The organism is Nocardia sp. NPDC047038, assembly GCF_040644075.1.
Taxonomy (GTDB): Bacteria; Actinomycetota; Actinomycetes; order Mycobacteriales; family Mycobacteriaceae; genus Nocardia; species Nocardia sichangensis.
The window spans coordinates 209,600-221,865 of the sequence record NZ_JBEYVQ010000007.1; the positions used below are offsets into that span (position 1 = coordinate 209,600).

The 12,266-nt window shown below is 66.2% G+C and carries 18 protein-coding genes and 1 tRNA gene; 5 read left to right on the forward strand and 14 right to left on the reverse strand.

Annotated elements, in window-relative coordinates; all coding sequences use genetic code 11:
- The first annotated feature begins 55 nt into the window (after positions 1 to 55).
- The 3 genes from ABZ824_RS24035 to ABZ824_RS24045 all read left to right on the forward strand — a co-directional run bounded on the left by ABZ824_RS24035 (position 56) and on the right by ABZ824_RS24045 (position 1,678).
- Positions 56 to 676 carry a TetR family transcriptional regulator gene (locus ABZ824_RS24035; RefSeq protein WP_356965433.1) on the forward strand — a complete coding sequence of 207 codons (621 nt, stop codon included), beginning with the start codon at positions 56 to 58 and terminating at the stop codon, positions 674 to 676.
- Complete coding sequence (locus ABZ824_RS24040) at positions 673 to 1,476, forward strand: NAD(P)H-binding protein (protein WP_356965434.1); 804 nt, start codon at positions 673 to 675, stop codon at positions 1,474 to 1,476. The genes ABZ824_RS24035 and ABZ824_RS24040 overlap by 4 nt, the downstream gene beginning before the upstream one ends.
- 128 nt (positions 1,477 to 1,604) lie before the next feature.
- Positions 1,605 to 1,678, forward strand: a tRNA-Pro gene (locus ABZ824_RS24045).
- 42 nt (positions 1,679 to 1,720) lie between these two features.
- On the opposite strand, the gene ABZ824_RS24050 is transcribed toward ABZ824_RS24045, so the two are convergent.
- The 13 genes from ABZ824_RS24050 to ABZ824_RS24110 are packed head-to-tail and all read right to left on the reverse strand — an operon-like array spanning position 1,721 to position 10,046.
- Positions 1,721 to 2,932 carry a site-specific integrase gene (locus ABZ824_RS24050; protein ID WP_356965435.1) on the reverse strand — a complete coding sequence of 404 codons (1,212 nt, stop codon included), beginning with the start codon at positions 2,930 to 2,932 and terminating at the stop codon, positions 1,721 to 1,723.
- Positions 2,932 to 3,150 (reverse strand): helix-turn-helix domain-containing protein, encoded by a 219-nt coding sequence (locus ABZ824_RS24055; RefSeq protein WP_067809589.1) that lies wholly within the window; start codon positions 3,148 to 3,150, stop codon positions 2,932 to 2,934. Before ABZ824_RS24055 ends, ABZ824_RS24050 begins: the two co-directional genes overlap by 1 nt.
- A 9-nt stretch (positions 3,151 to 3,159) precedes the next feature.
- Positions 3,160 to 4,860, reverse strand: coding sequence for a replication initiator (locus tag ABZ824_RS24060; RefSeq protein ID WP_356965436.1), 1,701 nt, complete (start codon positions 4,858 to 4,860; stop codon positions 3,160 to 3,162).
- On the reverse strand, positions 4,857 to 5,756 hold the full coding sequence (locus tag ABZ824_RS24065; RefSeq protein WP_356965437.1) for a hypothetical protein: 900 nt from the start codon (positions 5,754 to 5,756) through the stop codon (positions 4,857 to 4,859). The genes ABZ824_RS24060 and ABZ824_RS24065 overlap by 4 nt, the downstream gene beginning before the upstream one ends.
- Positions 5,753 to 6,385 carry a hypothetical protein gene (locus tag ABZ824_RS24070; protein ID WP_356965438.1) on the reverse strand — a complete coding sequence of 211 codons (633 nt, stop codon included), beginning with the start codon at positions 6,383 to 6,385 and terminating at the stop codon, positions 5,753 to 5,755. Before ABZ824_RS24070 ends, ABZ824_RS24065 begins: the two co-directional genes overlap by 4 nt.
- The gene (locus tag ABZ824_RS24075; protein WP_356965439.1) at positions 6,382 to 6,564 is read right to left on the reverse strand and encodes a hypothetical protein; all 183 of its coding nucleotides are present in this window, start codon (positions 6,562 to 6,564) and stop codon (positions 6,382 to 6,384) included. The genes ABZ824_RS24070 and ABZ824_RS24075 overlap by 4 nt, the downstream gene beginning before the upstream one ends.
- Positions 6,561 to 6,758 carry a hypothetical protein gene (locus ABZ824_RS24080; RefSeq protein ID WP_356965440.1) on the reverse strand — a complete coding sequence of 66 codons (198 nt, stop codon included), beginning with the start codon at positions 6,756 to 6,758 and terminating at the stop codon, positions 6,561 to 6,563. Before ABZ824_RS24080 ends, ABZ824_RS24075 begins: the two co-directional genes overlap by 4 nt.
- On the reverse strand, positions 6,755 to 7,084 hold the full coding sequence (locus tag ABZ824_RS24085) for a hypothetical protein (protein ID WP_356965441.1): 330 nt from the start codon (positions 7,082 to 7,084) through the stop codon (positions 6,755 to 6,757). The genes ABZ824_RS24080 and ABZ824_RS24085 overlap by 4 nt, the downstream gene beginning before the upstream one ends.
- Positions 7,081 to 8,406 (reverse strand): FtsK/SpoIIIE domain-containing protein, encoded by a 1,326-nt coding sequence (locus ABZ824_RS24090; protein WP_356965442.1) that lies wholly within the window; start codon positions 8,404 to 8,406, stop codon positions 7,081 to 7,083. The genes ABZ824_RS24085 and ABZ824_RS24090 overlap by 4 nt, the downstream gene beginning before the upstream one ends.
- Positions 8,406 to 8,708, reverse strand: coding sequence for a hypothetical protein (locus tag ABZ824_RS24095; RefSeq protein WP_356965443.1), 303 nt, complete (start codon positions 8,706 to 8,708; stop codon positions 8,406 to 8,408). Before ABZ824_RS24095 ends, ABZ824_RS24090 begins: the two co-directional genes overlap by 1 nt.
- Before the next feature lies 1 nt (position 8,709).
- On the reverse strand, positions 8,710 to 9,339 hold the full coding sequence (locus tag ABZ824_RS24100; RefSeq protein WP_356965444.1) for a DUF2637 domain-containing protein: 630 nt from the start codon (positions 9,337 to 9,339) through the stop codon (positions 8,710 to 8,712).
- A gap of 36 nt (positions 9,340 to 9,375) precedes the next feature.
- The gene (locus ABZ824_RS24105; protein WP_356965445.1) at positions 9,376 to 9,615 is read right to left on the reverse strand and encodes a hypothetical protein; all 240 of its coding nucleotides are present in this window, start codon (positions 9,613 to 9,615) and stop codon (positions 9,376 to 9,378) included.
- A gap of 2 nt (positions 9,616 to 9,617) precedes the next feature.
- Complete coding sequence (locus ABZ824_RS24110) at positions 9,618 to 10,046, reverse strand: hypothetical protein (protein ID WP_356965446.1); 429 nt, start codon at positions 10,044 to 10,046, stop codon at positions 9,618 to 9,620.
- Between the two features lie 142 nt (positions 10,047 to 10,188).
- Between ABZ824_RS24110 and ABZ824_RS24115 the strand changes: the two genes are divergently transcribed.
- Positions 10,189 to 10,947, forward strand: coding sequence for an XRE family transcriptional regulator (locus ABZ824_RS24115; RefSeq protein ID WP_356965447.1), 759 nt, complete (start codon positions 10,189 to 10,191; stop codon positions 10,945 to 10,947).
- Complete coding sequence (locus ABZ824_RS24120; RefSeq protein ID WP_356965448.1) at positions 10,944 to 11,411, forward strand: NUDIX domain-containing protein; 468 nt, start codon at positions 10,944 to 10,946, stop codon at positions 11,409 to 11,411. Before ABZ824_RS24115 ends, ABZ824_RS24120 begins: the two co-directional genes overlap by 4 nt.
- Here the strand turns inward: ABZ824_RS24120 and ABZ824_RS24125 are convergent.
- Positions 11,399 to 11,938 (reverse strand): HD domain-containing protein, encoded by a 540-nt coding sequence (locus ABZ824_RS24125; RefSeq protein WP_356965449.1) that lies wholly within the window; start codon positions 11,936 to 11,938, stop codon positions 11,399 to 11,401. The two genes, ABZ824_RS24120 and ABZ824_RS24125, sit on opposite strands and share 13 nt — an antisense overlap.
- Positions 11,939 to 12,266: the final 328 nt, after the last annotated feature.

Here is a 12,266-nt window from a genome sequence, read left to right on the forward strand (position 1 = left end):
CACCGAGTGTCTAAAACAATTAGCCAGTTGTAAAATACTGGCCTAATCTGGGTATGTGGCGACACACCGCACACCTGATCCCGCTCACCGCGTCCGCGACGCCGAACGCACCAAAAGCTGCCTGCTCGAGGCGGCTTTGGAGGAGTTCGCCGCCAAGGGCTACGCCGGTGCCCGGGTGGGTGACATCGCCCAGCGGGCCGGTGTCAACAAGCAGTTGATCACCTACTACTTCGGCGGCAAGGAAGGTCTCTACCGGGCGCTCCAGCAGAACTGGCTGGAGCGTGAGGCCGCCTTCAGCGATCCGGCGCTGCCGTTGGCGGAGGTGGTCACGAACTATCTCCGCGACGGTCTGCGCGACCCCCGCGGCATCCGCTTGCTCATGTGGCGGGGATTGTCCGATGCCGCGCCGACCGGTACGCACCCGATCTCCGAGACCGACATCGCCGAGACCAGGCGCCGGCAAGAGCGCGGCGAGGTCGCCGCCGACCTCGACCCGGCCGCGTTCCAGCTCGCGGTGATGGGGATGGTCATCGCCCCGCTGCTGCTGCCGGTCCAGGTTCGCGAACTGTTCGGCGTGGAGGCCCGGACCGCCGAATTCGAGCAGCGCTACGGCGAACAGTTGCGCCGCATTCTCGCCCATCTCACCGATTCCCGCTCCGAAGGAGATATTTCATGACCTACCTCGTCACCGGCGTTCGCGGCATCGTCGGCCGGACCGTCGTCGACCAGCTGCGCGCGGCCGGAAAACCGGTGCGCGCGGCCAGCTCTCGCCCCGCCGAGACCACCGTGCCGGACGATGTCGAACTCGTCGGACTCGACCTGACCGATCCGGAATCGGTCACCGCCGCGCTCGCGGGTGTGGAGAAGGTCTTCTGCTACGCCGCCGCGGAAGGCATCGGCAACTTCATCGACGCCGCCGAGGCCGCTGGTGTCGCCCACGTCGTACTGCTGTCGTCCATCGCGGCGGAGAACGACCAGAACCCCATCGGCGCAAGGCATCTCGCGGTCGAGAACCCGCTGCGAGCATCCGGCCTGCCGCTGACCGTCCTGCGGCCGGGCGCCTTCGCCGCCAACGCCCGCACCTGGTTTCCCACCATCAAGGACGAGCGCGTCGTCCGCGTTCCCTTCCCCGACCTGCACCTGACCCCCATCCACGAGGCCGATATCGCCGACGCGGCCATCGCGGCGCTCGACGACTCCTCCCACGCGGGCAAGACCTACCCGCTCACCGGCCCCGAATCCCTGTCGCACCACCAGCAGGTCGCCGCCATCGCCGCCGCCTTGGGCGAGCCGGTCCAACTGATCGAACTGACCTATGAGGAAGCAGCCGACGTGTACTACCGCCCCGTCCTCGACATGTGGGCGAAGGCCGGCTCGGAACCGAGCCCGGTCGGCCCCACTTCCGAGTCGGTCACCGGCATACCCGCCCGCACCTTCGCCCAATGGGCCGTAGACCACGTGGACGACTACCGCTGACCGCCCACCCCTCCCCCACCGGCGATCCACCCCGGCCAGCCCAACCCTTCAACCCCCTCTGACCAGCCGATTAGCACCCCTCCAGCCTCGTGCGGTAATCTCTTCGAGCGCCCGCACAGCGGACGCAACGGGCTGTGGCGCAGTTTGGTAGCGCACTTGACTGGGGGTCAAGTGGTCGCAGGTTCAAATCCTGTCAGCCCGACAGAAGAGAAAGCCCCTCTGACCAGCGTCGGAGGGGCTTTTTTCATTCGCCGACCACCCGCAGAGCGGGACCAGAACGGGACCGCAAGTGCTCGGACAGCTTGTCACCGGCCCCGGTGATCTCCCGGCGGTCAGGGTGGAGATACCGCTCCGTGGTCCGACTGTCGGCATGTCCAGCGATCTTCTGAAGCACGTGCAAACTCACCCCGGCATCGGCCATCCACGTCAGTCCGGTGTGCCGCAGATCGTGCCGCCGAAGATGCTCGTACCCGAGCTTGATCACGACCTCATCCCAATGAGTGGCATCCCGGAGCACGCCGGTCGCGATCCGTCCCCCACGCGGACCGCGGAACAGCCGGGCGTCAAGGTTGTCGGTGCCGACAATCGCGATGCGCTGGGTTACCAGTTGCCGAACTTCTTCGATCAGCGGAACGTACCGCGCCCGGTTGCCCTTGGTGCCCTTGTCCTCCATGCCGCCCGGTCCCGGTGTGGTCTGCCGCCGCACCCGCCAAGTCCAGGTATCGGTGTCGATGTCACCGACGCGGCAGCCAGAGACCTCGCCGATACGGGACGCGGTGCAGGCAGCGAAGATCACCACATCACCCCAGCCCTGATACCGATCCGCCGAACGAGCCACCAGGGCATCAGCCAGCGTCACCAGCGCCGACCAGTTGGGCAACGCCAGCGACCGCGGATCATCGAGTTCGTCCTCGATCTGCTGATAGAGCTTCTGCCAACCACGCACCCGCGCCGGGTTCGTCTCCCGAATCTCGTCCCGCACAGCCTGTTCCATCACCCGCACCAGCACGGCGAGACTGCTCTTCACCGTCGACTTACCGGCGCCGTCGTTGATCCAGCCGACCACCGCGCGATCCACAGCACCATTGGTCAGCATGGCCACCGGGAGATGCCCCAACGTCGGAACCACGCGCTTGCGCCAGCCAGCCATGTACGGGTCCGTGGTCTTCTTCTCCAGACCCCGCAACGCCAACTCCATGTTCGCCTCGCCGTAGTCCGCCAGGCGCATCGTCGCCGTCTTGGGGTCGATCCCCTGGGCTGCCTTCCGTTCCAGACGGGCAATCCACGCCTCTGCCTCTTCCCGAGTCTCGAACGGTTCCGAGACCGAGGGGCGCTTCTTCGTCACCGGATCAGTCCAGCGGACCCGCGCTTTGAACGGACGCCGACCGTAGTCCGTCCGCTCTTCGATGTCGGACGACAGCCGCACGCCGACAGGGATATTCGCTCGTTCAGCCATTACGCCGCCGCCTGGGATGGATCAGTACGCCGACCCCGCAACCACACCTCGATATCTTCCGCCGCGTACTTCACCACCCGCGGAGAGACCCGCACGAACGCAGGGCCGCACGGAGGATTCGCGGTACGCCACCGCCGCAGACTCGACGGATCGATACCGAGCAGCAACGCCAGCTCCGCCGTCGAATACCATTTGCCGTCAACCAGCCGTGTATCCATCAACCCTCCTCAGGCCGCTTGCATGATTGCCGAACTTTGTTGTGCCCCTGGCGGACTGGCGGCGAGTAGCGCTCTGGTGTACTCGGCGCGCCAGGTGATGCGTTGGGAGACCGCCGCCATGATCAGGTGATCGCGCGGCGGGACGTTCTTGTCGCCCGGTTCCACGGGCGTGATGATCAGATGCGAACGATCAGGTTTGACGATCCCGACCGCGGCGAGGGTTTGCCGAACGAACTCCGCGCGGTCGTGCTTGTGATCCGGAAGGGTCTTGTTCGACCAGCGACGCGACACCAGCACCCGCCGCCCCGGGAGCCCCAACGTGTCGCGGCGATGCGCCTTGCCCTTGCAGCGGCCCGGCTGTGTCTTGGCGGTGGCGCCCTTGGGGACGATGCCGTAGCGCAGCCACACCGCACACCGCGGTGAGCACGGGGTGTGCTGTAGTTCGGCGTGGAGCCGGTCGTAGTGCTCGGCTGCCCGCCGGGACTGGGGTTCGAGGATTTCCGCGACCGACTTCGTGAGGTACTTCGTCAGGTAGCGGACCTTCTCGTCGGCTTGCGGTGTGCCGCCGAGGATGCCCTTGGAATCGACCTGCACCCCGAAGCGGATCACATGCGCCGGTTGCAGATCATCGGTGGAATCGATGATGTCCAGCGCGTCGTCCCACCCGGTCAACGGCTGCCCGCTGGTGGGGTCGGTGAAAGTGCCGGCCGCGTGATCCCACACCGGCATCGTCTCGCCGGAGTACACCTCGTTCTCTGGGTCGAACCGAGGCCACCACACCTGGTGATAGGTCGCCGCGGTCACCGCCCGGAACACCGCGTGCGGGATCGAACCCCGAATCGCCAGATGCAGATGCGGGGCGCCCCGACGCTGAGGTTCCACCGTCGCGAAGTACTGCACGTCCCAGCCGACCGCGCGCCGCAAGTTCTGAATCCACCGATCCACCAGGGCCGCGAAATGCACGATGTCCCGCGCCGCACGCGTGTAGTCGTAGGAGTCCGGGTCACGCGGGGAACCGTCCCCGCAGACCTCGCCCTTGGAGTTCACCGCGCCGTCCTTGTGCACCAACCCGTAGGACGGCAGGGTCAGCGTCACGAACGTCGAGGGCCGGTACATGCCCGCGTACTCGCGGCCGATGGTGGTTTTGGCGACCTTGTGCCGAGGCAGGTCCGGTACGTCCTGGCGCCGCCGGGTGGAACGCTGGCGGCGATCCTTGCGCGTGGCGTCCAGGTCCGGCAACCGGCCGCGGAAACCTGATTCGCGGAGTTGCTTGTCGATACCGGCCACGTCTTCGGCGGCGTCGTCCATCCGCTGCCGGTCATCTTCTTCCTTCGCGGCCTGGTAAGCGGCGAACAGATCCGAACGTGTCGCGATCAGGTCCTTCTGCTGCTGGGTGGGTGCGCGCTTGTCGATCTCGGGTTCGGCGCTCATGTGCCAGCCCTCGTGGCATTGCGTCATCCGCAGATACCGGGCCTTGGCCGCACACGCCGGGCAGACCGATTCGATGGTGGACTTGCATGGGGCGCCGACGTAATCCACCCGCAGCGTCCTCGGGTCTTCAGCGCGCATCGGCACCGGACGACGGCAGACGTGCTGCTCATCAGCCACCGCGTGCGCGACATCCCGGAAATCCGGCAGGCTACGGCGCTGCGCCGCGGTCTGCCGAGCTGGGATCGGTTCAGCGACAAAGTCATTGGTTGTCGCACTCATGCTGCCTCCCGATCGGTAACAGGTGCACCGGAGCGGCAGCCATACGGCGAGCAGCCGTCGAAGTCGCCTTGTTCGGCAAGTTCATCGAAGATGTCCAGTTGCCGATCCCCCCACTCCTTGCGGGTCACGCGGTCGATCGGCGCGAGCTCCAACGGAACCCGCGAGGAGTGCAGGAAAGCTTCACCGTTCAGCGGCGGGGCGCTGGCGCCCCCTTTGCGGATGCGGCGGTCGAACTCGCAGGCATCCGCCCACTCGACGGGCCGGTGCTCGCGCATCTCGCGCCAGTAGGCGTTGCCGTGGAACGGGCAGCCGATGCACGCCGACTTCACGGTGTGGCCCCAGCCGAGAACCTTCAGCCAGCGTTCGCAGTCCTTGCGAGACAGGCCCAGCTCCAACAACGGGTAGCGCTTGATCGTGTACCGGTTCTCGCGCCGGTCGTTGACCCGGTAGACCTCATCGGTGGAGAACCCGATCCACTGCTCAGCTACCCGCCCTTTCGGCACGGTCCGGAACGTGGGAGCCTTCGCCCCCAGCAGCTCACGCACCTTCCGGTTGATCGGGACCAGCTTGTATTCACTCGTGCACTGCCGCCGCGCCATGCCCTTCGAGCCGTCGGGCGCCTGGGTGAAATACGGGACCGACACGAACCGGTGAGCCGGGTCGAGCGAATCCGCGCGGACGTTGCCGTTACTCACCCGATACAGCGGTATCCCGGCGCGCCCCAACTCCACCGCCAGCCGATCCACCTGGGCATACACCGCAGCCGGTTCCCACCCCGTATCAGCGAAGATCGCACCATCCAACCCGGGCAGGTCCCCACGGCAGGCCATCAGCGCGAGAGCGGTGGACTGGACACCAGCACCCAGCGACAGCACACGAAGCGTCGGCGTAGTCATGCCACCTGCCCCCGTCCCTTGGTCCAGTGATCCACCCGCGGCAAGATGACCGTTTCCGCGAGCGCATCCGACCGGCGGAACGCCAACTCGACGGTGCCGGGACCGGTGATGGTGGCGCGGCAGTGCAGGGCGCCGACGGCGTGCGCCAACTGCGAGACCCGGTTTTCGAAGTCGGCCGGGCAGTGGCCGTCGAGCATCCTCACCCGCACCCGATCTGTCGCGGCGCCGATCTCGACACCCAGCAACCGCGGGATGAATGTGCGGTCGCCGCGGTCGATGCTCAGGTGGCAGGCGCGCATCAGCTTGACCCAGCAGCGGCGGTAGCGGTGCCAGGCCAGGAACCGGGAACGAGCGCGGCGGGTGACCCAGCGGTCGAACATCTCCGGGCGGGCGCGCTGCCACAGCAGCAGTCCGGCGACGGACACCCCGGCAGCCACCAGACCTACCGGCCACCCCAACCACACCCACACCGCGACAACCAGCGCGAGGGGGATGGAGATCATCGGGAACAGCACCATCCACCACAGGCCGATCAACGCTGCCCACAGGACGTTCAGCAGCGCCAGCGCGAACCGGTCGGACGCGTCCAAATGGGTGTCCTTGCGGAGGTGAACGGTTTTGGTGGTCATCGGTTCGCCTCCGAGGCAGAGGGGTCGAAGAGGGTCATCTGGTCGGGGCACTCCCAGCGCGGCACGTCTTTGGTCTTGCTGCTGGTACGGCGCCGCTTGGACTTGGCGACCTGCTCGGCCGCCGCGGTGACGATCGGGTTCGTCGGCCGTCCACTGGTTCCGGACACCTCGCTGCTCATGCCGCCCAGTCCCCGCCGTCGAAGTCGTCGTGGTCGTCGCTGTTGTCCCACAGCGGGACAACCCCGGTCTCCACCAGCAGGTGCGCAGCGATCGCGGCCGAGTCCAACCCGGAGCGCTCCAGGTGGCAGCGGCGCCGGGCCGCCAGGTCGATGACGTTGTCGTCGTAGCGGTGGCCGGTGGTGTGGTTACTCATGGCTGGGCCTCGATTTCGGGGACTCCGCAGACGTCGCAGGTGCGGGAACGGGTGGAATTGCCCAGCGGCCATACCGTGGTGCGCCAGGACTCGGGGAAGGTGTGGCCGTGCTCGGCGCACCGGTTGGTGGCCTGGCAGCCGTCGCAAGTGACTTTGTCGCCGTCGTAGACCCAGCCGACACCGCCCGCGGAATGGACGGTCAGATAGGCGATGGCTTGGGTGATGGAGTCGAAGCAGATCGCTTCGTTCTCACCTTCGGTGTAGTGGTCGCCGCAGGTATCGCAGTAGACGACGACGTGCTGTTCGATGACCAGTCCGCGTTTCATGCCGCCACCGGCCCGTCTTCGGACTCATCACCCAGGTCATCAGGATCGAACCCGCTGTAATCCTCAGCAGGAGCGGCGATCTCGGGCGCGGGCGAGTAGGCATCCACGATGGCGTCGATGTCGTCATCGGAGACGAAGTACGCCCGCACCCGCACGAACTCGCTGGTGCCGTCCTCGCCGACGTAGCCGATACCCGGTGTCAGGTCGGAGATCTCGTCGCAGCGTGCACCACGATCACGGGCGCCTTGCCCGTGGACCATCGCGCTCTGGGTGGGTTCATCCAGCCGGAGGCCGACACGGACCGGGAACAGTTGCCGGTTGGGCATCGTCTCCTTCGACGGGTCCTGCAACGCCGCGACCACCGACACCGCCGCCGCACGCCCCTGCGACAGCAACAGCCCGGTCAGGCGCCGGAACTCCTGCTGCTCCTCTCGGCTGGCGTAGGACGAGAGGGAGGCGGCTTCGTCGATGATGATCAGGATCAGCGGCTCATCGGTGCTCGGGACGATCTTGCGCAGCCCCGCCGCCCGCATCCGCGCCAGCCGCTCCCGCATCTGCTCCACAGCCTCGTTGAGCATGGCGAGGATGGTGGTGTTGTCGGTGGCGAAGCGCACGAACAACCGGTTCTCGCCCTTGCCGAACTCCGCACCGCCCTTCGGATCAGCCAGGTACAGGTCCACCAATCCGGCTTTGATCGCGGGACCGAGTGCAGCGATGATCGACCACAGCACCGAGCCCTTACCCGACCCCGTGGCACCGGCGAGCAGGATGTGCCCGTAGAGCACCCGCACCCGCCAGGTGTCGAAGTCCTCGGTCACCCCGACCGGGACCGCTTCCAGGTCCACACCCACCGCGGAGACCGAGCCCGGCAGGGTTGCTGTGTCGGCCAAGGTGTCGAACACTCGCAGTTCGAGGCGGACCATCCCCGGGTGCGGGAACACCACCCGCACGTCCCCCACCGCGAGGACCTGGCACAGGGCGTCGCGGGTTTCGTCCTTGGACCAGTCGTTGCGGGTCTGCCCCGACAGCATCAACAGATCGACCTGAAGCCCGTAGTCGGTGTACACCCAGTCCTCCAGCACCGGGAAACCGGTCTCGACCGACCCCAGTTTCAGCGCCAGGAACATGCGCGGACGCTGCTCGGGATCAGCGATCACTAACACCGCCGTGCGCAGCTCGACCGGAGCCGCCGCGACGACCTCACGGACAGCACCAGCCGGTTGCATCTCCGAGCCGCGTGCCGCGATCGACCGCAGCCACCACAGCGCCGACGCGCCCGTGCACATCCCGCCGGCGAGCATCACCGTTCCCGCGATACTCATCAGAACCCGCCGCCTTCCCGGCCGCGCTCCAACTCGCAGAACAACCGGCACCCCTTCGGCACCGGGGACGCCGGAGCCATCTCGACCTCCGACCGACCCGGCCCGGAGTCCTCGCAGAACATCACGCACCCGCGCGGAGCCGGAGCCGGACTCGTGGTCGTGGTGGCCACCGCCGAGGACGCGGCGGCCGGGACGATCGGGGCCGGAGCATCAGGCGTCTGATCCACCAGCACCCCGGCCCCGGCCAACACGGTGACCAGCGCGGAAACACCCGTCGCTACAGCAGGAATAAAAGCACTCATCTCAACCCCCAACGGGAACAGCGATCGGCAGCATGGTTTGCTGCGGTCGCGAAGAACGAACAGGAATGTTGACCGGCGCGACAGGCGCCGGGCGAGGCTCAGCCACCCGCACCGGCTCAGGCACCGGCACCGGCTCAGGCACGGGATCGGGTTTGGGCTCGGGGACCGACACCGGTTCCGGCTCAGGCTCGGGTTCGGCCGGGGCCTGCTCCGCGGCAGGCTCGATGACCGGAGCCGGATCAGGTGCCGATTCACGTTGTGCCGCACGGATCAACAGCGCCAGACCGTGTGTGTCGGCCAGCAGGGAAATCGGGGCGATCGCAGCCACCAGCGCCGAGGCCCACCACGGCAGTTCCCGCCCGGCAGCGACCGCGTGCAGCGAGTTGCCCGCCACCGACACCACCGAGCCGATGACCAGGACCGTGACGAAGAACCGGCGCTCCGGGGCATTGGCCAGGACCAGCACCCCGAACGTCGCCAGCAGGATCGTGCCGTCCACTATCAGCGGGAACAGCCACGCATCCGACGCCGGAATGTGCGCCAGGACCGCGAGGTCCTTCAGCGTGGCGAAGCTGAGCCGGAACGCCGCCGCGCCGACCGCGATGATGATGACCACGGCGGACCAGCGCAAGACGCATCCCCGCCGACTGATCCGCCGTATTCATCGTCAGGCCGCCTTGTCCGACGACGCCGTCGCAGCCTCGACCGCATCGTGCTCGGCCAACACCACGGGCAGCTGAGCCAGCAGCGACCGGGCATCCTCGATGTCGAGGCACATCCAGCTCTCCGACCGGTTCAACGACACCGACACCCGCGCCGGAAGCCCGCCGTAGGCGTCCTGCGTCTGCGGCCGGTAGCGGACAGTGATCCCCTCATACCCGTGGTCCGTGGTGCTGAAGAACGACATGATCACGCCGCCTTCGCAGCCGACTTGGCGCCGGAGTTGTCGCCCTTGATCCCGGTCGCGCGGATCGTCCAGCCGATCGACTTGAACTCGCCCTGACCGGCGATCTTCGGCTTGACCTGCAAACCCTCCAGCTCCACCGGCCGCATACCCCGCGCGATCTCCGGAGCCGCCGGAACCGGCTGCACGTCCGCGACGAACACCACGTCGAAACTGGCCTGCTTCGCGTTCGCCGCCGCAGGGTCGGTGACCGTGCCCTTCCACAGCCGCTTACCGGTGCCGTTGCCTTCCGCGTCCAGGTCCAGCCGCTGACGCTTCGGCGCGTTGCGGTCGGTGCTGAACTCCGTCACCGGCGTGATCTCCCCCAGCAGGAACAGACCCATCGGGAACGCTTCCTCGAACGCCGGGGTGAACCAAACATCCTTCAAAGCCATCGCTCAATCTCCTTGTAGTTTGCGAATTACCTTGCTGACCAGTACTTTCCGACAATTCGCGCGACACGGAGACCGCATACGTGGACAACTAGAGACGTCTTGGATACGCTTAAGTCGTCCCTACTCGTCCCTAGGAGTTGACATGGCGAACGAGCGACTGCGGGAAGCGCTTCTCCGAAACGGCCTGAGCATCGATGAAGTGGCCGAGGCGACGGGCGTCGATCAGAAGACTGTTGAGCGGTGGATTACCAAGGGGCGCGCGCCGTATCCGCGTCATCGGCACACCGTCGCGTCGTTGGTCAAGGAGACCGAAAGCTATCTGTGGCCGGAGGCGATTAGCCCCGATCGACGCTCGGCGATCGCCGAGTCCGAGGTGGTCAAGGTCTATCCACACCGGAATTCGGTGCCCGCCGACCTCTGGACGCGCCTGCTTCAAAGCGCCAACGACCGCATCGAGATCCTCGTCTTGGCGGGCCTATTTTTGGCCGAAGAGCCTTCGTTCACTAGGACAATCAAGCAGAAGGCAAGCCAGGGCACCTCCATTCGCCTGCTGTTCGGAGATCCGGTTGCGGACGAGGCGGATAAGCGCGCCGGTGAAGAACGACTCGCAGCGGGCACGGTCTCCGCGCGGATTCGCAATGCGCTGGTGCTGGTTTCCCCGCTGGCTCAGATCGACGGCGTCGATCTGCACTACCACGAAACCACGCTGTACAACTCGATCTTTCGGTTCGATGACGAGATGGTTGTCAACATGCATGTCTACGGTCAACCTGGCGCGTATGCACCAGCTATGCACCTTCGCCGGTTGGCAGGGGGTGACCTTTTTGATACGTATGTGACAAGCTTCGAGCAGGTCTGGGCTGGTTCGCGGCCTGCGCCTCTTCAGGAGGATGCGGCATGAGAACTGACTATTTCAACGACGCCGAAGCGCCGGCCGCAAACAGTCTCAAGGTCGCGGTCAGCGCGTTCGTTCAGGACGCCGAAGGCCGGATTCTCATGATCCACCGGACCGACAACGACAAATACTCAATTCCAGGTGGAGGCATGGAGGTCGGCGAGACCGTCGCCGACGCAGTCGTTCGGGAGGTCACCGAGGAGACCGGAATTCTAGTCCGGCCCACTGCGTTGCTTGGAGTGTTCTCCAATCCACGCCACGTTGTCGCATACGACGATGGCGAAGTCCGCCAGGAGTTTTCGATCTGCTTCAAGGCAGAGCCGATCGGCGGAAGTCTTCGAACAAGCTCGGAATCCAAGGCCGTTCGCTGGGTTGCGCCCGACGAATTACCGACTCTCGAGATCCATCCGTCGATCCGGGAGCGGATTCAACGCGGACTACAACCAGGCGACGAGCCTTACTTCACCTGAAGCCGCATCCGGCTTTCGGTTCGCGCGACCGCGTCCCGCAAAGCTGGTTCCGCTTCCCGCAACGATCGAGTGACAACGTCACCGTCCCCGTACCGGTGGTACACGTCCGACAGTCGCTCAGAGAGTGTTGTGTCCTCGCCTGAGGCCGTCGTCGTCATATCGGCCCACCACAGCGCGTCCCGGAGCGGACTGTCTTCATCCGGCCACTCGATGACGAGTCCGCGGTTGCGCGCCTCAACGCACGCACAAGAGTGGTTCGCCACAAGTGCACATAACCGCTCGGACGCTCCAGCCTCGCGAAGGAACGCTGCTCCATCGACCGGGTGAAATCCGGTTCGAACCAGGCCCGGGGCATACCCCACGTCGTGCAGCCAACCCGCAGCCACGAGCAGCTCCGCATCATCAGCGATGTCACCCGCCGAAGCAGCTCGCCGCGCAACACCCTGCACGTGACTCAGTCGCCGAGGCAAATCACGCAGGTGCTCTCGAGCGACATCGGCGGCCCAATTCACGAGGTCATGCGCCATGACTCCACGGTAGCGGTCGCAGGCACCAAGCGCAGATGCGGACGGTACCCCGATAAAGGGGCCGAAGCCCGCATCGCCTGCATAGTCACTATGCAAGGCTGGCTCATCTCCGTAAACTGGTCGAGTCACGCGAGTGATGCCGAGAGGTGGGACGCCGTTGGCGCGACGCCCCACCAGGTGGGTTAGCTAGCCCGCACTCGGCGGACCAAGACCAGAGCCCCGGCGATCACGGCAGCAACTACCAGGATGATGCCGTAGTCGACCGGGGTCTCTTGCTTTCTCCGGCGATGCTTCGCCATCCCCACCACCTCCTTCCTGGGCGCGGTGT